18 protein-coding genes are annotated in these 22,727 nt (G+C 51.3%); 3 read left to right on the forward strand and 15 right to left on the reverse strand.

Annotation, left to right across the window (positions count from 1 at the left end):
* On the forward strand, positions 1-1,014 hold the full coding sequence (locus tag C7120_RS04030; RefSeq protein ID WP_107620446.1) for a 2-oxoacid:ferredoxin oxidoreductase subunit beta: 1,014 nt from the start codon (positions 1-3) through the stop codon (positions 1,012-1,014).
* A 155-nt stretch (positions 1,015-1,169) separates the two neighbouring features.
* Here C7120_RS04030 and C7120_RS04035 read toward each other — a convergent pair whose 3' ends face one another.
* From C7120_RS04035 to C7120_RS04105, 14 genes are all read right to left on the reverse strand, one after another.
* Positions 1,170-2,399: a DUF4876 domain-containing protein gene (locus C7120_RS04035; protein ID WP_107620447.1), complete on the reverse strand. Its 1,230-nt coding sequence runs from the start codon at positions 2,397-2,399 to the stop codon at positions 1,170-1,172.
* A 14-nt stretch (positions 2,400-2,413) separates the two neighbouring features.
* Positions 2,414-3,916 carry a DUF6850 family outer membrane beta-barrel protein gene (locus tag C7120_RS04040; protein WP_107620448.1) on the reverse strand — a complete coding sequence of 501 codons (1,503 nt, stop codon included), beginning with the start codon at positions 3,914-3,916 and terminating at the stop codon, positions 2,414-2,416.
* Positions 3,913-4,290 (reverse strand): hypothetical protein, encoded by a 378-nt coding sequence (locus C7120_RS04045; RefSeq protein WP_107620449.1) that lies wholly within the window; start codon positions 4,288-4,290, stop codon positions 3,913-3,915. The genes C7120_RS04040 and C7120_RS04045 overlap by 4 nt, the downstream gene beginning before the upstream one ends.
* On the reverse strand, positions 4,287-7,010 hold the full coding sequence (locus tag C7120_RS04050; protein WP_107620450.1) for a TonB-dependent receptor domain-containing protein: 2,724 nt from the start codon (positions 7,008-7,010) through the stop codon (positions 4,287-4,289). Before C7120_RS04050 ends, C7120_RS04045 begins: the two co-directional genes overlap by 4 nt.
* An 8-nt stretch (positions 7,011-7,018) precedes the next feature.
* A complete protein-coding gene (locus C7120_RS04055; RefSeq protein WP_107620451.1) occupies positions 7,019-8,599 on the reverse strand; it encodes a leucine-rich repeat domain-containing protein in 1,581 nt (526 codons plus the stop codon).
* Positions 8,600-8,873: 274 nt separating this feature from the next.
* Positions 8,874-10,400: a PAS domain-containing protein gene (locus C7120_RS04060; protein WP_107620452.1), complete on the reverse strand. Its 1,527-nt coding sequence runs from the start codon at positions 10,398-10,400 to the stop codon at positions 8,874-8,876.
* A 571-nt stretch (positions 10,401-10,971) separates the two neighbouring features.
* The gene (gene fucO, locus C7120_RS04070) at positions 10,972-12,126 is read right to left on the reverse strand and encodes a lactaldehyde reductase (RefSeq protein WP_107620454.1); all 1,155 of its coding nucleotides are present in this window, start codon (positions 12,124-12,126) and stop codon (positions 10,972-10,974) included.
* 102 nt (positions 12,127-12,228) lie between these two features.
* Positions 12,229-12,597 carry a TerB family tellurite resistance protein gene (locus C7120_RS04075; RefSeq protein ID WP_146154193.1) on the reverse strand — a complete coding sequence of 123 codons (369 nt, stop codon included), beginning with the start codon at positions 12,595-12,597 and terminating at the stop codon, positions 12,229-12,231.
* Between the two features lie 3 nt (positions 12,598-12,600).
* Positions 12,601-12,879 carry a hypothetical protein gene (locus tag C7120_RS04080; protein ID WP_107620456.1) on the reverse strand — a complete coding sequence of 93 codons (279 nt, stop codon included), beginning with the start codon at positions 12,877-12,879 and terminating at the stop codon, positions 12,601-12,603.
* 278 nt (positions 12,880-13,157) lie between these two features.
* Positions 13,158-14,156: a hypothetical protein gene (locus tag C7120_RS04085; protein WP_107620457.1), complete on the reverse strand. Its 999-nt coding sequence runs from the start codon at positions 14,154-14,156 to the stop codon at positions 13,158-13,160.
* A gap of 10 nt (positions 14,157-14,166) precedes the next feature.
* On the reverse strand, positions 14,167-15,537 hold the full coding sequence (locus tag C7120_RS04090; protein WP_107620458.1) for an MBOAT family protein: 1,371 nt from the start codon (positions 15,535-15,537) through the stop codon (positions 14,167-14,169).
* 12 nt (positions 15,538-15,549) lie between these two features.
* Positions 15,550-15,798, reverse strand: a complete 249-nt coding sequence (locus C7120_RS04095; protein ID WP_107620459.1) for an acyl carrier protein — start codon at positions 15,796-15,798, stop codon at positions 15,550-15,552.
* 6 nt (positions 15,799-15,804) lie between these two features.
* The gene (locus C7120_RS04100) at positions 15,805-17,298 is read right to left on the reverse strand and encodes an AMP-binding protein (RefSeq protein WP_107621382.1); all 1,494 of its coding nucleotides are present in this window, start codon (positions 17,296-17,298) and stop codon (positions 15,805-15,807) included.
* 208 nt (positions 17,299-17,506) lie between these two features.
* Positions 17,507-19,486, reverse strand: coding sequence for a glycoside hydrolase family 97 protein (locus C7120_RS04105; RefSeq protein ID WP_107620460.1), 1,980 nt, complete (start codon positions 19,484-19,486; stop codon positions 17,507-17,509).
* A 151-nt stretch (positions 19,487-19,637) separates the two neighbouring features.
* On the opposite strand from C7120_RS04105, the gene C7120_RS04110 reads away from it, so the two are divergent.
* Together C7120_RS04110 and buk are read left to right on the forward strand one after the other, a co-directional pair.
* On the forward strand, positions 19,638-20,495 hold the full coding sequence (locus tag C7120_RS04110) for a phosphate acyltransferase (RefSeq protein ID WP_107620461.1): 858 nt from the start codon (positions 19,638-19,640) through the stop codon (positions 20,493-20,495).
* Positions 20,496-20,513: 18 nt separating this feature from the next.
* Positions 20,514-21,575: a butyrate kinase gene (buk, locus tag C7120_RS04115; RefSeq protein ID WP_107620462.1), complete on the forward strand. Its 1,062-nt coding sequence runs from the start codon at positions 20,514-20,516 to the stop codon at positions 21,573-21,575.
* A gap of 322 nt (positions 21,576-21,897) precedes the next feature.
* Here the strand turns inward: buk and C7120_RS04120 are convergent, their stop codons facing one another.
* Entirely contained in the window at positions 21,898-22,602 is a 705-nt protein-coding gene (locus tag C7120_RS04120) for an NAD-dependent deacylase (RefSeq protein ID WP_107620463.1), read from the reverse strand.
* Positions 22,603-22,727 lie beyond the last annotated feature (125 nt).

Consider the following 22,727-nt stretch of genomic DNA (forward strand, 5'->3'; position numbering starts at 1 on the left):
ATGAGCGAATATACAGCACAAGATTTCAAGAAAGGCCAGCCACGGTGGTGCCCGGGATGCGGAGATCATTTTTTCCTGGCAAGTCTGCACAAGGCGATGGCCGAACTGGGCGTCGCGCCTTACGAGACGGCGGTCATCAGCGGCATCGGATGTTCCAGTCGTCTGCCTTACTATGTGAATACCTATGCCATGCAGACCATTCACGGTCGTGCGGCGGCCATAGCCACGGGAACCAAGGTGGTTAACCCTGCCCTCACGGTGTGGCAGATAAGCGGCGACGGCGATGCCCTTGCCATCGGCGGCAATCACTTCATCCATGCCATGCGCAGGAATATCAACCTCAACATAATTCTCCTGAACAACCGCATCTACGGCCTTACGAAAGGGCAGTACAGTCCCACTTCTCCCCGTGGATTCGTTTCCAAGTCGAGTCCTTACGGCACGGTGGAGGATCCCTTCCGCCCCGCGGAGCTTTGCTTCGGCGCCCGCGGTAGGTTCTTTGCCCGTTCCGTGGCCAACGACGGCCCGCATACCATTGGGATTCTGAAGAGAGCCCATGAGCATAAAGGAGCCTCGGTGTGCGAGATTATGCAGAATTGCGTCATCTTCAACAATGGTGCTTACGACGCTATCTACACCAAGGATGGCCGCAGCAAGAATGCCATCTATGTAGAGGATGGGAAGCCCCTGGTGTTCGGCGAGAACCATGAGTACGGGCTGATGCAGGAGGGATTCGGTCTGAAGGTGGTTAAGATTGGCGAGAACGGCATCACGCTGTCCGATATTTTGGTGCACGACAGCCATTGTCAGGACAACACTCTGCAACTGAAGCTGGCCATGATGGACAACGAGCACGGATTCCCCGTGGCTCTCGGAGTGATCCGTGATGTTGAGGCTCCTACCTACGACGAGGCCGTCAATGTCCAGATAGAGGAAGTGAAGGCAAAAAAGCCTTATCATAACTTTGCCGAACTTCTTGAGACCAACGACATCTGGGAGGTAAAAGAGGGGTAAGTTCTCTTTCTGGAAACCACAATTCATGCTCATCCTACGGGTTTCTTTTGTGAATACCCGTAGGATGTTGTTTTATGGAGCGTGGTTCAGGAAGTGTGTGCAGAAAGTTTGTACATCTTTCAGCAATCGCCAGGGGAAAGGATAGTCGTATTTCTTTATTTCACCGATGGCGGCAAGTCGCAATCGAAATCGTGAGTGGAGTTATTGGTATCTATCAGCCATCCGCTGGCATCTCGCTTTCGGCGTATTACCTTATCGTATCGGTTAATGTCCATATTCACCGTTCCGCAATGTGCCCACCCCATGTCTATGGAGGGGTCTACGATAATCCACCTGAAGAGAGACTTTATGCTCAGGTTCACTGCATCTATAATCCATGAGTTTGGAATCTGATAGGCAGCCCACTGCATCTCGATTCCCATGTTTCGATAATTGCACAAATAGAAATAGTCCTTGAGGAAAGTCTTCTTATCAGCATTCATCTTCACGATGGCATAAGTTTTGAATCCACGATTGTGGAAGTTGAATACTGTATGTGTATAGCAGTACCATTTGTCGAGGTTAGGCACTTCCAGGTTGTCGATGTCGCTCCATGTGGCTCCAGAGTTGTCGTCGAAGAACTCGAAATCAGCATGCGAGAGATCGACGGCATTGCTGCATGCCTCTTTATGATTTTTGGCATCTATGGCAATGAGCAGCGACTTGTGGGGTGCCACGGCATGGGTATGACCGTCGCCCGGAATCATGTAAATGGCGTCTACGGTCATAGCCTTGTCCATGATATCGGGTTCGTAATTGAACTTTTGTACCGTGGTAAAGGTCGACTCTACTATGGCAATGCTGTCGGCATAAAGGGTTTTTGCCGAGTTGTTGGTAATGATGATGTACTGGTCGTCTATGTATTGCTCGCCCTCAGGACTCATGGATCCAGTGAAGAAAAACTCGTCTATTACAAACCCCCGCTTCGAGTTGTAGAGGTTCATGGTAAGGATGATGTTGCCGGGGCGGGTTTTCGTCAGGATAATATTACTACTCGATGCGTGCAGAGAAGAAGTACTTGTATGTCCGGCAATCGTATTGGTGGTTTCTCCCTCTGCCACCAAGTTGTACTCTCCTTCGGGAAGAGTGGCGGTAAAGATATAGGATGCTTTTCCGGCATCATATGAAAAATCTTCCACCGTATAGTTTCTTAGGGTTCTGATGTTGGTGAATACTACCCTTGCCTTATCCAGCATCAAGGGCTTTTCGCTAAGAGGCATCTGCAAGGTAACCTTGCAGATGATATCTGTCTCTTTTCCCGCAGGCTCTTCACTGTTACATGCTGCAAGCAGAAAGATGAGGAGTAGTAGAATCAAGTTTGGTCTTGGGCGATATTTAGTGTTCATATCCGTCGGGTTGTTTAGAAGGTTGTGCCCAGAGTGAGGTCGAGTAGGGTTTGGTGTCGGTCGGCAGAAGTGAAGAGTTTTCCTCCCCCGGCTTGTATGAAAAGACTGCGTAGAGCTTTGTCAATCAGGTAGTCTGCTCGAGCCGTAAGCTGTAGATGTGTCTGGTCAGCCTTGAGAAAAGCATAGTTTTCTCTAGCCATTTCTCTGAATTCTTCAGGCATGTTGGCATAGGGAAGGTCGATAGAAGAGGTTATGCCTTTTTTGTATAAGACATCCATCCGTGTCGTCAGGCTCCATCGCTTGCCGACTCTGGTACCGAGAATACCGCTGAGCTTTCCATATGCATGGCGTGTACGGAGGTTGCGCCCGGGGTAGGCATAATTCATTTTCAGGCATTCCATACCGCCTTGTCCCGACATTTGCCAATAGCTCAAGCCCTTTTTCCCATACAGAGCTTGTAAAAAGATATTGGCATAATGCTCCTTATACATGGCAAGCGTGTGGATAACGGGATAGCCGGCATTTTCTGCCCCGCCGGCAACATGTTCCTTGCCTATACGGCGGTAGCCGTTGAAAACCATCCTGAAAGCTGTAAATTGTGCGCTGGTTTGCCGCCATCCGGCCTCCAGTTTACCACTTTCTATGGTTTGGGTGGTCAGGGGTAAGTGGTTCAGGCTTACGATAGTCTGCCTATATTTTTCGCGTTTCAGGTCCAGGTTGGTAAACCATCCTGTTTCGCTTATTGGTATCAGGTTCAACAAAATTTGGTGGGCGTGCCCTTTGTAGTTTAGGTTACGGTTATCGCCGGAGAACCTTTGATAGCAGCTGGCAAGGCCTGTCATGAGATATTCGGGCACGACGCCGGCTTCTTTATAGAAATCCACGGAACAGCTCTGCTTGTAGATATTGAGCAGGGTGGCGGCTCCCAGCTGATAGTTTCCGATTCTGTAGCTTGCGCCAAGCTTGGCGTTGAGATCGGAAACGATGCTTCGCATACGGGGGTCTATGTCTCTGTATTCTTGCGAGGCACGATAATGAATGCCGGCTCCGAGTTTCCATCTGCCTGCTCTTTGGGCATATCCGCCATAGAAAGAGTATCTCTCGGTGCGCGTATCGCCGCCCAAGGTATCCGCCAAGACATAGGGGCGTAGTCGCTGATAGTCGGATATGCTGTTCCAGAGGATATTCCTGTTCAGACCATTGAGATAACTCGCGCCGCCCCATGTGCTCCATGCCTTTCCCGTGTTGACAAAGGTGGTAACCTCCACTTGTGGATGAAAAATGCCATTACCCTGCTGCTGGAGAAAGGCGCGGTTCATTTTCTGGTAGGTCATTTGTGCTTTCAGTTCCGTGAACGACTGCATGTAGGCTTCTCCATAGAGAGCGGGATTCTGCCATTCTGCCTGTCGGAGTTCATTGGTAAGGCCCAGTCTGAGAAACGAGAGCGTGTCAGGTTGCGTTGCGCTTGCCGTCAGTGTGGACCCCGTGAGGAGCAATAGGTATATGCCTTTCTTCATCTCAGTGTTATTTTTAGTTTTACATGGTTGCCGCTTTTATGGCTGAAGTCGGCATAGTCGGTATAGCAGATGAAGTTTTTAATAGATGTCTCCTCGTCCTCATCCATGTATTTTATTCTGCCTTCTATGGTGATTTGGTAGGCTCCTCGTAGCAATTGGAAGTGATAGATGCCACCCTGATCCTGTGCTGAGGTATATTCTTGCAGGGTGTTTATATTCCTCAGTTTGGCCGTTCCTTGAATTTCCAGGATATTCAGGTCGGCCAGGTCCATCTCTATCGTTGCCTCTGTAAAGAGCTCTTCGTGGTCTTCCCCGCATCCGGAAAGGAGCAACAGCAGGAACGCCAATAATGCTATAGGGAGTCTTTTTTTCATAGGTTCACATTGATTTCCATTCCGAAATAAGGATCCACATGCCGTCTGACGAGGGCTTCTCCTACCATATAATCAGGTGTATAGTCGAGTATACGGTTACAGTAGAGGGCTATGTTGAGCCTGTCTTTTATCAGTTTCTTTGTTACCTTTAGGTTCAGGTTCATGCTCATGGGCACTCTGTATTTCTCATAGAGCGACTCCGTATAGTTGCGGATGAGCCATCTCAGCAGGATATCGTTCTTGTCTGCCTCCGTGTAAGGCAGTATTTCGCCTTTCTCATTCATGTATTCCGAGGGAACATTACTCAGAGGAAGTCTTTGGCGGAGGTTGTACCACAAGAACTGAGCCGACAAGGAGAAGCCCAGTTTGAAGCGTGGGATATCGGTGTCGAAGGTGAAATTGGTGTTGGCAGTCTCATATTGGTTCCCATCGTTGTCGTGGTAGATGCCCACGCGCTGTATTGCCTTGTTGTCAATGATTGTCGACGGCTTCACCATCTCGGCTTGCGAGTTACGATAGACGGTTCTAAACCATGCCCCTGTAATGGTGAGGCGTGTGTACAATTGTTGCATGCGCACGGTGGATAAGGTGAATTCCAAGCCCGTTTTTCGTGTCTGCGATCCGTTGCCATATCGTGAATAGCCCAGCAGTTCGGTGAGTGTTTCGTAGGGTAAGCCATCGAGAGAGGGCGGGCCTGTAAGTTCTTGTGGCTTTATTCCCGATACATCATACTTCTTATATATATAAGGATGGTAGTTTGTTTCCGACCTGAAGCCTGTGGTCATGTTCTCCTTGAAGTAGGTCAAGTTAAGCCTGTTACCCCTGATGTTGACATCCAGTCCCACCTCCCATTTCAGATTACGGGCCGGTTTCAGGTTGGGATTGGCAGGCTCGATGACATAAGTCATAAGGTTCATGCGTCGCAGTTCCGGCCTGTTGTGGTAATAATACATCTGCACGAGGTCTTGGTAGATAAGGTCCGGGTACGTCTGCTCCACCGTGGGGAACTTGGTATGCCAGCCGATGCCGGCCGTCAGCTTTACGAACGACTCCTTTCCAGATACCATGAAGGCTGGGAGGCGCCAGCCGATGTTGCCCCTTGGATCCCAATAAGTGTGATGGCTCATGGCTCCTTGGTTCTTAAGACGAAGTAGTTGCGTGCCTCTGATACCGAGGAGGAGTTCTATCTTACTGCCCCCGAGTGGTATTTTCAGGTTTTCCTCGGCATAGAAAGCGAGTTGATCGGTTGCCGGAATATCCGACAATTTGCGGGGTCGCACCGTGCTGCCGGGATTTAACGGCCGCGTAACATCATATACTTGCCCCTGTCCGTAGTTCTTGTCAAAGCTCCAGTCCGTGCCTATTTTCAGGCTGTTATATAGAATATTGGACGGTGCGGAGAAAGTGGCGAAGGCTTTCAGGAAAATGTTTAAAGGCTTGCCATCGGCCTTCTGCCACCCCATATACCTGAACGGCAGGAATATGGCATCGCTCTCGCCCTCTTCCTGGATAAGGGGCTGTGGAGAGTCTCGCTGCAGTTGTATCACCCGAGTCCGGCTGAGCACATCATGTTCGTAGCTTCCGGATGCCATGGCATACAAGGAGCGAAACAGCGTTTTCTTCTTGCTTTCGAGGTGGAATGTAGCTGCAAGGGCATAGCGGTTGAATGTCGAGCTGTATTTGTCTTCGGTGTGGAAGTTCACATCAGGGTCTTCCTTGTCGTTGTCGAACGAGCCTCCGTAGTCTCCCTGCAAGGAAAGCGAGGCCGCATAGGAGGGAGAGGCCCACCGGCAGTTGTATCTTGCGGATGCGGTAATCCGCTTATAGTTTTCCAATCGGTTGCGCGGATCATCCTTGGCGTCGAGGTAGTCGAGGCTTAGATTCAGGCTCTGCCTCTCCCATTCCATGCCTTTTCCGATGTAGAAAAGCTTGCTGCTCATGTCGGCCTTTAACCGCGCCGACCAGTCGTGTCCGCCCTGCTTCCGACTGATTTTCACCAATCCGCTCGTAAGGTCTCCGTATTCCACCGACGGGATGCCTCTCACGATTTCCACATGGTCTATGTCGTCCGTGGAAATCGTCCGCAAATCGACGCCCGCATTCATGAATTTCCGGGCTGTGGTCTTTGAGTCGAGTGCTCCTCCCAGATACTGCATGTTGGCATTCGTGCTTATGGGGGCGCCGTCGATCAGGAAGTGAGTGCCCAGCGAAGAGGTGTCATACTGCGGCGAGCTGTTGGGATTCGCCTCACGCAACCTTATCTTATTGGGTGTGGTAAGGGCCGGATCCTTGGCTCTTCCGCCGGGCAGAAGCTCCAGCAAGTCGGCAAAGCTTGACGGTTGCAGGTGTTCCATGGCTTTCCTCCCGATACGTGAGGTGCTGGTAAGCCCGTTGGTTTCTTCAGCCGTTACCACCACTTCCCCGATAGTTTTGGTAGCAGGCTTCATCTTGTAGACGGCTCCGTCTCGTGGGCGGAAGATGAGCGAATCATATCCGAGGTAAGTTATCTTGAGGACTTTTGCCTGCGTTTCTTTCAGATAGAATCGCCCGTTCACATCACTGATGGCTACAACCTTACGACTTTCGGGCAGCCGTACCAAGGCTCCCTGTATGGGTTCGAGGGTCTCCCAGTCTATGACGGTACAGGTAAAGGAGGCCTGGGCGTTGAGCCCAAGCACTGCCATTACCTGGAAAAGCATAAGCAGAATGGTCTTTCTCATGTCTGTTTTTATCTCACGATGACCTTTCTTGTCGTTCCGTCAGAATATTTCACGATATTGATTCCTTGTACGGGGGTACTGATACGGGCGCCATCTATGGTATAGCGAGCCACTTCATGCACAGCCTGAGTCGGGTTGACGATAGCCGTTACCACATTCTCAAGATCTTCCACGATGGTAAAGTCTTTCCACCCCGTGGCTTTCTTGTAATCCTTCCTGCAACCTTTCACCACATGAATCGTAACATCCGAGAAGCCGTCGAGGTTATTGAAGGTGGCTTTTGTTATGGCAGGAGGAGCCAGCGCATAGCAGTTAAGCTTAAAGGATCCATCTTCTGCAAGCTGTCCGTCCATGCAGAAGACATCGTCTCCCAGCTTCTGTAGGGTGGAGGGCAGCGTCAGCTCTTTCAGGAAATAGATGTATGCAAAGGCGCCTTCGGGCAGTTCCGTTACTCCCTCGGGCACGGTGAGGCTTTCCTCGAAACCGGTGGCCATGAAGGCCCTGATGCCGATTTTCCTGACACTCTTGGGAATGGAAGCCTTTTCGAGAGAGCTATTGTCAAAGGCATGGTCGCCGATAACTTCCAGTCCTTCGGGTAGTTCTACGGCCTTCAGCTTGCTTTGCGCGAAAGCTGCCGCAGCTATCTCGGTTACGGTAGGCTCTATCTTGTAAGGCTTAGGATTCACCTTCGTGGTGGGAGCACGATAGACGATGGTCCTTTCCTTATTGTATAGTACCCCGTCTATGGTTTCAAAGGCGGGATTATCGGCAGCTACCGTGATTTCTTCATTTTGGAACATGCCGTCAAAGACCTCGTATCCCAGCTCTTTCAGCGATGCCGGAAGTTCCAGCTTCTTCACAAAATAGGCACTTTGCAGAGCACAGTCGCCCAGCCGCTGAATGCCTTCTGGAATGGTCAGCACCTTGTCGTCGGTGTCCTGATAGTCTATATCGGGGTTGCAGGCAAGCACGGTTTGGGTGTTCTTGTTTATCAGCAGGCCGTCGTCAAAGCTGAACACGGGATTGCCTTCCTCTACAGAGAACTTACGCATTCCTACATGATTCTTACCATACCAGGTGCAAAATGCCCCCTCGCCGATTTCCGTTACTGACTTTGGAATTACCAGTTCGTCTATCTGTCCGGCCTTGCAATAGGCATATTTCCCGATTTTCACCGTATTCTTGGTTACGGGCAGGTTGCCGATGGCATTGCACCAGTAGAAGGCGGAGTCGCCGATTTCTGTAACTTCATCGGGAAGATTCACCTCGAATAATGCGGTTCCGCTGTGGAAGCAGCTCTTGGGAACGCTCTTGAAGCTTGACTTCGACAAGTCAAGATAGTGCAACTGGTAGGGATAACGCCCCAGTGTCCCCAAAAAGCGGAGATCTTTATCGTTCAGGGGACCTTCCACCGTGAGTCGGTTGACATCCTTGTCGCTGGGATCGGAGAAATAAGACTCCAGCGTGCCGGCCTCGGTAACCGTAATGGTCCTGGCCTTTTCCTGATACTGGCCGCCCTGTGCGGAAACGGTGATAGTGCCCCCCATCAGGGCCATGAATAAGGATAAAAGAATAAAAACTGTTCTCATAAGCGATAATTTGTTATTTAATAATGTAATGAATTACAAAGATACGGAATACTCATGAATGGCGAAATACCTAAAAATTGTGATTTGGGAAGAGAAAAACAGGTTCTTGCTCCTAATAAGAAGGTAGGCATGCCTTTCTGGTTCGCTTGATGATTTCCAATATAAGACGGGTCTATCCGGATCCCATTGGTAGGATTTTTCCTTATGGAAAGGGTCTGCGGAGCATTTAGCCCGGCAGACCCTTTCTTCTTGATGACTTTATCTCGCGATCAATTCAGCCTATGATTTCCTTGATAAGTTTTATCAGTTCATCCGTTCCTAATCCCGAGCGTTCGCCTGCCATCTTTACGGTAGCTTTCTGCAACATGATTTTTGCCAGTGGCGTATTGAGCATCTTGAAGGGGGGATAGCATGCCGCGAGCTTTTTCTTCAAGTCCGGATAGAGCGCAAAGAGATCTTTCAGCTTGGTATCGGCATTGATTTCCAGTTCAGTGCCTGTGGCTGACTCTGCATTTGTCTCTGCCTGTTCTTTGGGCTTATGCTCCTCCTCTTCGGGCTTTTCCCCTGCCCATGTGAGCAAGGTTTGCGATCCTTCAAGGGCGCGGATGTGAGTGCAGTCCTGCATTACCTCAAGCACCCCGCGGAACTTTCCCTCTTTGTCTCTCACCGCGAAGTAAACGATATAGATGAACAGATCCGGCTTGTTAATCCAAAACTCTGCCTTGCTCTCATCCCCATTCTTAAATCTGTCTACGATTTCCCTTACGATGTGCACGCTGCGACGCGGATGACAGTTCATCACCTCGCGTCCTATCACATTCTTGGATCGTGGAAATATGCGATGGTCAGTGTCTGAATAGAACTTCACGAGTTCGTTCTCATCCACAAAGGAGATGTCTATGGGCAGGTGCTGATAGATGAGATTGATCTGCTCGAGAGTAAGTTTTCCGGTCGTAACATCCAGTTCCTGCCGTGGTCCGGCACTATATCCATATTTGCTGAGCAGGTTCTGCAGGTCTTGGACAAAGTCGCCGGCAGGTTGCGCAGCCGCCGTTTGCCGTGTTTTCTCTGGCTCTACAGTAAAGAAAGCAAAGCCAATCTCCTGGTCGCCGGATTTCATTTCCTCGAATTCCTCTTTCGAAATGAGCGCAAGGGCAGTGGGATAAAGAATGGTTTCCTCCTTTTCCATCAAGTCCCGGGCATTCTCTATGAGCTCCTGCTGCTTGGCGATAAACTCCTCGTCCTTGCCCTCCTCCAGAAGTCTTTGTCCGTCGCGGATGTTATCGCGGATGATGTCGTCGAAGTTCCACATCGTTGTCGTTGGGCGGTCGAAGCCTTTCTGCTCCAGAAGCGGATAGAGTTGGTTCTGCTTACGGGCATAGTGCACGGGATACTGTCTCAGCTTGTCATATAGTTCCTGCCACTGAGTCTTGATGACGGGATATTGAATCAGGTCCTCTATGGCAAGCAGAAGTTTGCGCAGTTCATCGTTTTCTTTATAATAGTGAGCAATCGGATGCTCTGCTGGGAGTTCCGGACGAGAGTTGTCCATGAATCCGTCGAGTAGTTCCAAAACCTTTCGCATGTTCACGCGAATACATTCATCGTCGTCTCCACTCTTGAGGTTTTGCTCCATATATGCTATATGGTATGGGCGTATGGGCCCTACATGCTCTGCCATGAAGCGATGGGCTTTCTCGAGGGAGATTTGCCCCATCTCGTATTTTTCTTCTATTTCGTAGAGCCGCTGCATTTTTTCCATCTCTATTTCAGGTAGGAATTCTTTCATCTTATTTGCCATATGCGTATCTTTTTAATGGCTACAAAGATACGGTTTAATTTGCAAAAGAAAAAGAGTTGGTCAATTAAAGATAGCATTTTTTCTTTTGTTTTTAATAAAGTTCAGTTTTATTTGGACATGGCAAATAAAGTCTTTGCCTTATCCGGCAACGAATACCATTCCGCGAGATGGGTGTTTGGTCTGAAGGCTCCAGTCTCCTATTGCTTTCTATGGTATTCCGGTTTGTTCGATCATGAGTGTTTGGTCCATCTTTTCCGGCTTATCTACCTTGGCCTTTGGCAAAGTTTCCGACAGGTCGCGCAGCCGTCGTTCGCCATATTCCTTTTGTCTCTGCGGTGAAGGAAACGAAGAAACCTTATCACAATTTTGCGGGATTCCTTGAGACCACCGGTAACCGGGAGATGAGAATGGAATAAGTTACCACGGAATTACCAGCAAGTGCTAATAATGTTACCAGCCGTTTGTAATGCTGTTACTCACAAGTAGTAATGTCATTACAAACGGCTGGTAATTGCCCCGGAAGATACCTCGTTTGTTAAGCCTGAAAACGAATTGGTATCCTCCGGGTTGTTTAGAGGATTTGGCGATACAGCTGCACGATGTCGTCGCGGGTTACTTCGCGCGGGTTACCGGGCGTGCATACATCGGCAATGGCTTGTTCGGCAAGTGCGTCGATATCTTTCTCGTAGATGCCCAGGTCTGACAGGTGCTGCGGGATTCCTACCCTGCGGCTGAGAGCCTCTATTTCATTGCAGGCTGCCTCGGCAGCTTCCTCTTTGCTCATTCCTTCCTTGTAGACACCCACGGCCTTGGCTATTTCCACATATTTGTCGAGCGCCGCGGGGGCATTGAACCGCATGACGGTGGGCAACAGGATGGCGCAGGCCACACCGTGAGGAATGTCGTGGAGCGCGCTCATCGGATGTGCCATGCCGTGGTCGACGCCAAGGCCGACATTCGAGAAGGCCATTCCCGCCACATACTGGGCCACGGCCATGCCGTCGCGGCCGATAGGATTGGTGGGCTCGTCTACCGCGATGGGCAGGTATCGGTGTATCATCTCGATGGCTTTGATTTCAAACATGTCGCTCAATTCCCACGCCGCCTTGGTGATGAGTCCCTCGATGGCGTGTGTCATGGCGTCCATACCCGTGGCGGCGGTAAGGTTCTTGGGCAGCGAATACATCAGCTCTGCGTCCACGATGGCCACGGCGGGAATGTCATTAGGGTCTACGCACACCATCTTCTTCTGCTTGCTCTCGTCGATGATCACATAGTTTATCGTGGTCTCGGCGGCGGTTCCCGCAGTGGTGGGCAACGCAATGATGGGCACGGTCTTCTTCTTGGTGTTGGCCACGCCCTCCAGGCTTACTACATCCGCGAACTCCGGGTTGTTGCTCACGATGCCGATGCCCTTGGCAGTATCCATAGAGCTGCCGCCTCCGAGGGCCACGATGAAGTCGGCCTGAGCGTTCTTCAGGGCTTTCACGCCGTCCTTCACATTGGTAACGGTCGGGTTCGGCTTCACCTCGTCGTAGATTTCGTAGGGGATATGGGCCTCGTCGAGCACATCGGTTACCTGCTTGGCCACGCCGAATTTCATCAGTCCCTTATCGGTAACGACCAGTGCCTTCTTGTATCCAAGCCGTGCCACTACTCCCGGCAGCTCCTTGCGAGCACCCGGTCCGAAGTAAGAAACTTCGTTCAAAATAAATCTGTTAATCATAAGTGTTTTTGAAATTATAAAGGTATTAATAAAGTGAATATTTCATGGTAGGGGTGTTTCTCCCTGCCTCGGGGCGAGATCTCGGGGCAGGGAAGTGAGGCTCTATTGCAGGCCAAAGGCCAGTTTCCAGAGCTTGTAGTTCTCATGTTCCAACGGATGTGTATGTCCGTCGGCATTCATCACTTTGGTAATGAAGCTCCTAATGCCTTTGAGAATCGATAAGCGCTCCACTTCATGGAATCCGTCGAGCAGGTTGCGGGTATCGGAGATAATCTCGTTAAGCGTGAATTTCCGGTCCAGCGTCTCGTAGATTTCTCCCTTCAGTTCCGGCGTGATGTCGCCGATTTGCTCAATCCCCGATACATAGTCGTTGATGTATTGCTGTTCCCGTTCCTGGTAGATGCCGTCGACGCTGGCAAAGAACAAGCCCGTCTTGGCCATCAGCTTTACTACTTGTATGATTTTCTCCATAGCTCATTCCTCCTCGGTTTCTGTTATTCCTCCTTCTGCAGCAGTCTCTTCGACACTCTCTTCTTCCTCGACTTCGTCGTCTTTACCTTTCACCGACTTACCCGCAAGCCCGATTACGCTAATCACACTCTTAGCCATCTGGCCAAGATCAGCACTTTTGATATCGATGCCGAACTTGCTAAGGGTTTGTCCAATTTTCCCATCTTTGAGCTTCGTCTTGGCTCGTTCACGGACAGGACCTGTGATGTCGCTGTCCAATATGTTCTCAAAAAAGCTTCCCATAGGCGTCATTCGTTTAGTTAAAAATAGAGTTGTCTCATCGTGTAGACGGCAGTGCAGAGTCTCAGGAGAGAGGGTTCTTGCATGACTGGGCCCTACCTATCTTCTGCAAATATAGGAATTTTTTCGAATGTTCAAAGCTTTTCTGGTATTTTTTTGTGTTTTTGATTTTTGTGGGAGGTACTCGTTCGTTTATCCATCTCGGTGATTTTGTTAAACGAAATCGCCGAGATGGAAGGAGAAAACAGACGGTTTTACTTTGCCGGAGACGACAAAAGACTTTATGGCTTGTAGATTTCTTTCATGATATATCGGCCTACCTTTACCCTGAAGTGCGCCCAGTCGTAGAAGTTATGGTAGTCGGATAGGGTGCTGTCGGCACTAAAGTCGTAGACATTCCGCGCTCCCAGCACCTGCTTCAGCCGCTTGATATCGTGCGGATTGATCCGTTGTCGCTCAATGTTCGGTATGAGTACGAACTTCAGGTGAGTGTGGCGGCGCCGGCAGAAGTCGGCCACCTCCTTCAGTTTTTCCATGTGTGGGCGGTGAATTACGCGGGGAGCCGTGCTGGGGCTGATGGTCGCCAGCTTCCGCAGCTCTATCCTGCTCTGCCAGAAGCGTTCGCCTTCGTGGCGGATGCTGTCTTCCAGGAAGGGTACATAGTCATTGGTGTAGAGTTCGTGCGAGGCAGGCCCTTCCGCTATGACACCTTGCATCGACTTTTCGAAAGTGCCCGTAAGCTGATATTTCAGATAGGGAATGAGAAATTTCGGAGTGAGGAATCCCTGCAGGAACGCTGATTGATAGTTTATCCAGCTCTTGCCCGTAACATCGGGGGGCATGATGTGCATGAGGCCTCCGCGCGGCGTATAGTTTTCCAGGGTGCTGAGGTCGGCTACGATGAGAAGGTTGGCCACCGGCTGGGCCGGCTGCTTCCCGAGGGCTTCCAGCTTCACGCAGATGTCTCCGAGGCCCTCCGCATTGGAGAAGAAGCGGAAGGGACTGCCCTGAATATATTGTTTCCAGTCGGAGCAAAGGAAACTTCGGGTGCATGAGTTGCCCATAATGAAAGAGTCGTAATGCCGCTCGGAGCGCAGCATCTTGTATTTGGTCCATGCCGTAGCACCTTCGCTCAGGCACACACGACTGTGGTCGTAGTCGGTATATTTGCGTAAAACCATGAAAGGGTCGTCGACCACATAGATGCCCAGAATCAGCAGGAATGGAGATGCCAGCAACAGGCTTTTCAGATAAAATCTATGAAGAGGTATGAGTTTCATCGGCTTGCGTTTAGAATTGAATGTAGATAAAGTTCTCTACTCCGAAAGCTCCGAAAAGGAAGATAATCATTATCATGCCTATATAGGTAGTCCATCGAAGCGCAGGAGGCAATTTCTCGCTGCGCGCGAAAAGGTCGCCACGGGCATGGAAAAACTCAAAGAGGAACATGAGCAGCACGGCTGCGCCGAAGGAAATCCAGTCGCGGTCGCTCATTCCCAGCCGCAATTCCTTGACCGAAGACTGCAGGCCGTCGAACAAATGAGCGTAGGTATAAAACACATCGCCCACTTCCTTCACACGGAAAAACAGTAGTGAGAGGGCGAAGAGCAGGTAGGTGCGTGCCATCATGAGCCCCGTCCATACCTTGGAGCTTATTTTTTGCCGAACCCATTCCCGCTGGCGGGAGAATAAGGTTTCATAGATAACCGCTACGCCTTGGAACAATCCATAGAGGGCGAATGTCCATCCTGCTCCGTGCCATACGCCGATGGTAACGAAAGTGGCCAGCAGGGCGAGGCAGACTCCTGCCTTTCCCCAATGGCGGAGGGAAGCGTTGAGCGGGGTAAATACATAATCGCGCATCCAAAAAGAGAGCGTCATGTGCCACCGCCGCCACAATTCGCCGGTAGACAGGGCGGTAAACGGGCGGTCGAAGTTGGGCTTCAGGTTGAATCCCAACATCCGGCCTAATCCCAGTGCCATACAGGTATAGCCTGCGAAATCGGCATATAGCTGTAAGGGATATAGCAGCATGGCCACCAGGAGCTGCATGCCGGAGGAACTGCGCACATGGTCGAGTACGAGATCGAGCGATGGCGAGATGCGGTCGGCGATGACGAGCTTGAGGAATATCCCCCATGCCACGAGCTTCAGTCCGCGGGTTACGGCCCGATAGTCGAATTCCTTTGCCGACTTCAGTTGTGGCAACAGATCGAAGGAGCGTTCGATAGGACCAGAGAGGAATTTCACGAACAGCATCATGTAGAGCGAGAAATCCCAGAAATCCTCTTCAGGATCTTCTTCCCAATAAACCTCTATGAGGTAAGCTAAAGCCTGAAAGGTGTAGAAGGAAATGCCGAGCGGAAAGAGGCTGAACCAGTATCTTGCCGCGAGCCAGAAGCCTACGAGGGCCGCGATGCTTGCCCATAGGAGCAGCGTGGCCCGGGAGGTATTAATCCAGCGGTGAATCCATTGGCCGGCAATGAAGGTAAATATCGTTATCGCTGCCGCCGTGAGGAAATAGACAGGGTGATAATACCCTATAAAGACACAACTGGCCGCGAGCAACACGATGTGTTGCCAGCGACGGGATGTGCGGGCATAATAAAACACGAAAGTGAGCACCATGCATGCCACAAACGGGATTGAGATGAATTCCATGATGTTGCGGACTTACTTGCTTTCGACCTTTTTCAGGATGATGTCGCATAAGTCGCCGATGCTGTGCAGCTTGATGATGTCCCGAAGTTTGAAGTGAATGTCGTATCGTTTTTCTATCTCGCTGATAATCGTCATGTGGGCCAGGGAGTCCCAACCGTCTACATCGTCGGCCGAGGTTGTATACTCAAGTTTCAGATCCTGATGGCTAAGTACGGTTTGGAAGATGCCGTTGAGTTTTTTCAAAATCTCTTCTTTTTCCATTTCTCGTTATTGTTCTATGAGTTGTTTGATGGTTTTCCTGTCTATTTTGTTGTTTGCGTTCTGGGGGAATTGCGGCATGCACATCACGGAGGAGGGTACCATGTAGGAGGGCAGATACTGCTTGAGCATGTTAATGAGCTGGTCGTTGCTGGTGTCGTCTTCCGTTTCTACGGCAAGGGCTATCACCGTATTGTCGTATGCATCCTTGACGGGAACGGCTACCACGGCCACCTTGTCTTTATAGAAACGGCGCGCCACATATTCTATCTCACAGAGTTCTATGCGGTAGCCTTGTATCTTCACCTGTGAGTCCTTGCGTCCATAATAGAGGAGGTCGCCGTCTTCGTCCTGGGCGCAGATGTCTCCCGTGAGATACCATTGTTCCCCGTTGTATCGGAAGAAGGCCTCTTCGTTCTTGGCGTCGTTGTTCCAATAGCCGGGCGTAAGCTGTCGCCCTGCAAGGCAAAGTTCTCCTTTCTCGCCTTTGGGGGTCTCTTTCAAGCCAGGAGTAACGATGAGCGTATGTACTTCCTGCATCGGTTTTCCGATACTAACGATGCCATTACATTCCTTTATTCCCGTCTGAGGTACGCGATAGGCTGTGCAGTAGATGGTGTCTTCGGTAGGCCCGTAAACATTCCAGACCTCTGCATTGGGCACGGCTTGCTGCCACAGGGCGGTCTCCTTGGCGTCAAGAGCCTCGCCGCAGAAGAGCGAATAGCGTAGCTGGGAGGCTTCGAGTTCGTCAAGATAGGGGACGAGATAATGGATGACGGAGGGTACCATGAGTACGGAAGTGAGCTGATACTCATCCAGCAGGCGAAATGCCTCCTGCCATTTCACTTTTCCTGGTTTCACCGTATACAGACAGCTTCCGTGAAGGAGGGGCAGGAGATAACTGCCCACAGAGAGGTCGAAAGTGAGGTCGAACATCTGGAGGCATCGGTCGTCTTCGCCTAACTGGAAGCCGAGGGTATGAAAAGAATGTATGAAAGCTTTCAAGTTTCCGAAAGAGATGGGGACCCCCTTGGGTCTTCCCGTGCTTCCCGAAGTGAAGAGGATGTAGGCCAAGGCCTCTTTGTCAAGGTTTCCCGTGGGTGGGGCGAGAGCTCCCGTTTCTGGCAAAGAGGCCGTATGAATCACTTTCTGATGATCGTAGCGGGTGTTTTTGCTTGAGTCGAGAATGACGGTAATGCCTACTTGCTCAATAATATCGACGCATCTTGCCAGGGGTTGAAGGGGGTGGAGCGGCACATAGCACTTCCCTTCCATCCACAAGGCGAGAATGGAAGCGTAGGTGTCGATGTCGTCATTGGCTACAAGGCCTATGTTTTTTTCTGGTTCCTTGCAGATAACGCTACGGATAGCAGCTACTCGGGCTGCCAGTTGTTCATAGGTATAAAAAGTGTCATCTACGCAAAAAGCTTGGCTTTCCTTATGGCGTAGGCATGATTCGTAGATCTGATAAACGAATTCCTTGCCGGATTCTATATTTGTCATTGTATACTGTTTCCTTCTTTTCCTATTGTTTATATCCTGCGGGACTTTACCCTTATTTGTTACTATAACTTCAAAAAAACGAAATCCCCTATTCATTTTGTTTTTTTAACAGCAGCAAGGACTTTTGAGAGTCCTGTTTTTTTATGTTGCCGAAAACAAGCCCCTATTTTCATCAACGATAACAGGGGACTGTTTCATAGATGTTTTTCTAAATCTTTATAGCCACTCCACCGCCTGGAGCAAGGTGCACCTGAAGCTTCCCGTCGGCTGGAATCAGGACTTCTCTCTTCGCCCAGTCTTCGGCGAAAATGTAGGCATTGGGACCGTCCTCATAAACGGTGGCTGTCTTTCCGGCTACTTTCAGCGGACCGAGATCGAGCGTCAAGTCGCGCGGTGTCCAGTTGGTGATGGCTCCGACATACCATTTCTGGCCGCTTCTTCGTGCCACTGCGACATACTCCCCGATCTCGCTCTTCAGTGGAATGGTCTCGTCCCATATCACCGGTATCCGCGCGATGAACTCCGTGCACTCAGGATTCTCCTCGTAGTGGGTAGGGCTGTCGCAAAGCATATTCAGCGGCGAGAAGAACACCACATATTCTGCAAGCTGGTGGCAACGGGTTCCCTGGCTCATCGGACGATAGTTATTGGGGGCATAGGTCTGCCTGGTCGCGTTGATCATGGCTCCCTGCGTATAGTCCATTTGCCCCGCGAACATGCGAGCAAAAGGCACGGTTACATCATACTGAACCTGGTTATATTCCTTTATCGTGGCCCATTTGTTCTGCTCCTGACCGTTCACGCCCTCAAAGTTGATGACATTCGGGTAGGTGCGGTTGAGTCCCGTGGGGGCGAAAGTGCCATGGAAATCGCAGAGGAGGTGGTATTTAGCCGCCAGCTGAGCCGCCCTGTAGTGGAAGTCCACGCACTCCGCGTCGTTGCGATTCATAAAGTCTATCTTGAAACCCTTCACTCCCATCTCCGAGAAATACTTGCAAGCCTTTTCCATATCTCGGTCGAAAGCCTTGTAGCCGGCCCACAGAATGATGCCCACTCCTTTGCCGTTGGCGTAACGGACGATTTCCGGAAGGTCTATTTCCGGGAGAATCTGGAAAAGATCGGCTTTTTTGTTGACGGCCCATCCCTCGTCGAGGATGACATATTCTATTCCCTGTCGCGCGGCGAAGTCTATGTAATACTTATAGGTCCGGGTGTTGATGCCGGCCTTGAAGTCCACTTTGTAGAGCCCCCAGTGGTTCCACCATTCCCAGGCCACTTTGCCAGGCTTGATCCAAGAGGTATCGGTGAGTCGGGAGGGCGATGCCAGTCGATAGACCATGTCGTTGTTCAGGATATCCCCGTCATTGTCCGAAACGCCGATGATTCGCCATGGAAAAGTGCGCATGCCCTTTGATTTCGCAATGTAGTTCTCGGCTTTTGTTACGAACTGCTCGAGCTGATTATGGCCGCCCTGCCTCACCTCTTTTGGGTAGGGAGCAAATAACGATTTGAAACCTGTTGGCTGGTTGCCGCTCTTCAGGAACATGCAGGGATAGTCTTCCACATCCGATTCGGCGATGATAAGCCTTACCCCGTTGTCGGCTTTCACGATGAGCGGGAGGAATGCTAACCGCTTTTTGTCGAACTGCGAAATGCTGATTTCATCGTAGCAATTCTCAAAAGAGTTATGCAACATGTCCTTTAGCGACTTGTTGTCGCGCACATAGGGAGTCCATGTTCCAAAGTCTTTGGCGAAATTGAACTCGGCAAGTTCGTCCTCCACATTGAATTCCTTTTGTCTCGTCGACACGAACCGGTAGGCCAGTCCCTCGTCGTAAGCGCGGAAGACGAGGTTGAATTCCCCGAACTCCAGCGACAGTTGACGATAGTTGTCGCTGATGACATTCTTCTTATAGAAGAGCGGTCGGATGGCGCCTTTGTGCTGCGAGACCTTGCCCCTCTTGAATTTAGAGTTCACGCCCCATGTTGCCCTGTCTGCTATCTTGAGCGAAACCTGCGAGGGTTGCAGGATGACTTGCCCGTCGTAGGTGAGTGTGTAGCTCATGGTTTGTGCTACTTTTACGGTAGCCTTGAGTCTTCCGTCGGGCGAGGAAAGGTTGAAGTCCTTGGCTTGAGTGCCCCAGGATGCCAGCAAGAAGCTAAAGAGAATGGTGAGAGTTTTCTTCATGTGCAGGTTGATTTGATTTTTGTGCAAAGGTATTTTTTTTTCCGAAGAAAACCAAGAGATATTGTTTTTTTTCTTATATTTGCACCAAATACTACACGGCTCATAAAGGGAGCCGGACACAAAAGTTAGTTCTTACCAGCGATTTGGCAAAATGAAAGACATTAAAAACTTTGAGCAACTTATAGGAAACCTCTCCGCACGAGGGGTAAGGAAGCGTATTGCCGTAGTCTGTCCACGGGATAAGTCCACTCGGAAAGCGGTGGAGAAAGCCGCGGAAGTTGGTTTCGTAGACCCCGTGTTTTTTGAGGAGGCCGATCCGCTGGAGGCTGCCCGCAAGGCCATTGGCCTTATTCGCGAGGGCGGAGCGGACATTCTGATGAAGGGACTCATCAACTCGGATATTCTGCTCCGTGCCATTTTGGATAAGGAAGAGGGGCTCTTGGAGCCGGGGCGTGTGCTCACCCATGTCGGGTGCGCCAGCATTCCCGACTACCCCAAGCTGCTCTTCTATACCGACGCTGCCGTCATTCCTTATCCCACTCAGGAGCAACGGGTTGAACAGGTGCGGTATCTGGCCGCGCTTTGCCGGGCTTTCGGCATCGGGAGACCGAGAATCTCGCTCATCCACTGCAGTGAGAAAGTAGACGGCAGGCACTTTCCCTTCACGGCGGGATATGCCGATATCATCCGGGAAGCCGAACAGGGCGAGTTCGGGGAATGTCTCGTCGACGGGCCCCTTGACCTGAAAACCTCCTGTTCGCACGAGAGCCTGGCCGTCAAGGAACTCTCCTCGCCCATCGGGGGAGAGGCCGATGGCCTCGTATTCCCCGACATCGAGGCAGCAAATTTGTTCCATAAAGCCATCACGCTCTTTGCCCGTTCTTCGGTGGCCTGTATGCTTCAGGGAACCCTGGTGCCGGTGGTCATGCCCTCGCGGGCCGACTGTCCGGATGCCAAATTCTATAGTATTGCGCTGGCAGCCATGAGGGCTGACGCTCCGAAAATTTAACCTTTATCTCACAAGACCATGTATATACTCGTTATAAATCCAGGTTCCACTTCCACCAAAATTGCCGTCTATGAGGATGTGAAGCCGGTGATGCTCCGCACGATACGCCACTCCGTCGAGGAACTGAGCCACTTCAAGGAAGCCACCGATCAGTATGAGTTCCGTCGAGACCTCGTCATCAATGAGCTCAAGCGCTTGGAGATTCCTTTCACTTTCGATGCCGTTATCGGCAGGGGAGGACTTGCCAAGCCCGTTGCCGGCGGCGTCTACACCATCAACGACAAAATGCTTGACGACACCCGGCACGCCGTGCACAAGCATGTCTGCGACCTCGGCTGCATCATAGCCTACGACATAGCTCGGAATATCCCCAACTGCAAGGCCTTCATTGCCGACCCCGGCGTGGTTGACGAACTGTCGCCTCTGGCGCGGATATCGGGCTCTCCGCTCATGAACCGCATCTGCATCTGGCACGCCCTGAACCAGCGGGCCATCGCGCGGAGGTTCGCCAACGAGATAGGCCGCCGCTACGAAGACTTGAATCTCATCATCTGTCATCTCGGGGGAGGCATCTCCATCGCCGCCCACGACCATGGACGGGCCGTGGATGCCAATAACGCGCTCGACGGCGAAGGGCCTTTCTCTCCTGAAAGGGCAGGCTCGCTTCCTGCTGCCGACCTCGTGCGCCTCTGCTATAGTGGAAAATACACGGAGCAGGAACTTCTGAAGCGCATCTCCGGACAGGCCGGACTCATCGCCCATCTGGGCACTAACGACATGAAGGAAATAGAGCGCCGCATCGCCGGAGGCGACAAGCATGCCGAGCTCATCGTGGATGCCATGATCTATCACACCGCCAAATGTATCTGTGCCGAGGCCGCTGTGCTATACGGGAAGATAGATGCCATCCTGCTCACGGGCGGCATGGCTCGAGAGGAATATGTCGTTTCCAGACTGCGGCAGCGCATCGGGTTCCTCGCTCCCACCTATTGCTATCCCGGCGAGGACGAGCTTTCGGCCCTCGCCCATAATGCCCTTGCCGTGCTGCGGGGCGAGCGTGAGGCCAAGGAATACACCTGACGGTCGTGCCGGCAGCAACCTTTTCTCTGGTGGTCAGCGGGTTTTGAGCAGGCCATTTATGGCTGTCGGTGTGGCCGTCAGCGGCAAATAGTCTGACAAAATCGGCGATTTCGTACTACGATTTCGCCGATTTTGTCGTTCAATCTCGCCGATTTTGTCAGACCGATTATTGCTTTTGTGAAAGGCGGGGGTCGCCTGCTATGTTTCCGGAGATGATCTCTGCTTCCTGCGAGAGGGTCTTGCGGGCAGAAAAAAGGGTGGGAGCCCGCTGCGAGAAGGCACCCATGGGGATTCTTGGACACCTGTCGCTCCGGCAGGGAAGCTACTTCATCTCCTTGAGAATGCCGCAAAGCTCTCTCATGCCTTCGCTGGCCCCTCTCTTAATGTGCGTGATGTCGCGATAGCCTCCGCTGCCCACATCGTCGGGGTCGATGAGGAATATGGGGCAGCCGGGCCGTACATATCTCACCAGTCCGGCGGCGGGATACACATTGAGCGAGGTTCCGATGATGACGAAGACATCGGCTTTCCCGGCCTCCAAGGCTGCAGGTTCTATCATCGGCACGCTCTCGCCGAAGAAGACGATGAACGGGCGGAGCAGCGAACCGTCGCCGGCCTTGCTGCCCGCGGCGATGTCGGAGTCGTCGGGGCCGAGCTCCCGTATGTATTTCGGATTATAGGGGTCGCGGCTGGAGCACACCTTGGCGAGCTCCCCGTGCAGATGGATAACCTTTGTGGAGCCGGCCTTCTCGTGCAGGTTGTCCACATTCTGCGTTACGACCGTTACCTCGAAGTCGGCTTCCAGCTGGCTGATGAGCCTGTGCCCCTCGTTGGGTTGTGCCGCCCAGAGCTTCTTGCGCAGCATGTTATAGAAGTTGGTTACCAGAGTTGGGTCGGCTTCCCATCCCTCATGCGATGCCACTTGCTCCACGGGAAAGTCCTCCCAGAGCCCATCGTTGCCGCGGAAAGTCTTGAATCCGCTCTCCACCGACATGCCGGCACCTGTCAGAAATACGATTTTCTTCATGATTCCAGTAGTTAGGTTTCTTGTGCAAAGATAGGCAATAATTCTTAAAAAACTTATTTTTTTCCCATTTGTGTATGGGTAGTCGGATAAAAGTATTACCTTTGCATATTATTTGTAAAGCATAG

The sequence above is a fragment of the Prevotella sp. oral taxon 376 genome (assembly GCF_003043945.1).
In the GTDB taxonomy this organism is placed as follows: Bacteria; Bacteroidota; Bacteroidia; order Bacteroidales; family Bacteroidaceae; genus Prevotella.

Bases quoted from the DNA above. Each gene is read 5' to 3' on its own strand.
- C7120_RS04030 (WP_107620446.1), top strand. From the start codon at position 1: ATGAGCGAATATACAGCACAAGATTTCAAGAAAGGCCAGCCACGGTGG.
- C7120_RS04035 (WP_107620447.1), bottom strand. From the start codon at position 2,399: ATGAACACTAAATATCGCCCAAGACCAAACTTGATTCTACTACTCCTC.
- C7120_RS04040 (WP_107620448.1), bottom strand. From the start codon at position 3,916: ATGAAGAAAGGCATATACCTATTGCTCCTCACGGGGTCCACACTGACG.
- C7120_RS04045 (WP_107620449.1), bottom strand. From the start codon at position 4,290: ATGAAAAAAAGACTCCCTATAGCATTATTGGCGTTCCTGCTGTTGCTC.
- C7120_RS04050 (WP_107620450.1), bottom strand. From the start codon at position 7,010: ATGAGAAAGACCATTCTGCTTATGCTTTTCCAGGTAATGGCAGTGCTT.
- C7120_RS04055 (WP_107620451.1), bottom strand. From the start codon at position 8,599: ATGAGAACAGTTTTTATTCTTTTATCCTTATTCATGGCCCTGATGGGG.
- C7120_RS04060 (WP_107620452.1), bottom strand. From the start codon at position 10,400: ATGGCAAATAAGATGAAAGAATTCCTACCTGAAATAGAGATGGAAAAA.
- fucO (WP_107620454.1), bottom strand. From the start codon at position 12,126: ATGATTAACAGATTTATTTTGAACGAAGTTTCTTACTTCGGACCGGGT.
- C7120_RS04075 (WP_146154193.1), bottom strand. From the start codon at position 12,597: ATGGAGAAAATCATACAAGTAGTAAAGCTGATGGCCAAGACGGGCTTG.
- C7120_RS04080 (WP_107620456.1), bottom strand. From the start codon at position 12,879: ATGGGAAGCTTTTTTGAGAACATATTGGACAGCGACATCACAGGTCCT.
- C7120_RS04085 (WP_107620457.1), bottom strand. From the start codon at position 14,156: ATGAAACTCATACCTCTTCATAGATTTTATCTGAAAAGCCTGTTGCTG.
- C7120_RS04090 (WP_107620458.1), bottom strand. From the start codon at position 15,537: ATGGAATTCATCTCAATCCCGTTTGTGGCATGCATGGTGCTCACTTTC.
- C7120_RS04095 (WP_107620459.1), bottom strand. From the start codon at position 15,798: ATGGAAAAAGAAGAGATTTTGAAAAAACTCAACGGCATCTTCCAAACC.
- C7120_RS04100 (WP_107621382.1), bottom strand. From the start codon at position 17,298: ATGACAAATATAGAATCCGGCAAGGAATTCGTTTATCAGATCTACGAA.
- C7120_RS04105 (WP_107620460.1), bottom strand. From the start codon at position 19,486: ATGAAGAAAACTCTCACCATTCTCTTTAGCTTCTTGCTGGCATCCTGG.
- C7120_RS04110 (WP_107620461.1), top strand. From the start codon at position 19,638: ATGAAAGACATTAAAAACTTTGAGCAACTTATAGGAAACCTCTCCGCA.
- buk (WP_107620462.1), top strand. From the start codon at position 20,514: ATGTATATACTCGTTATAAATCCAGGTTCCACTTCCACCAAAATTGCC.
- C7120_RS04120 (WP_107620463.1), bottom strand. From the start codon at position 22,602: ATGAAGAAAATCGTATTTCTGACAGGTGCCGGCATGTCGGTGGAGAGC.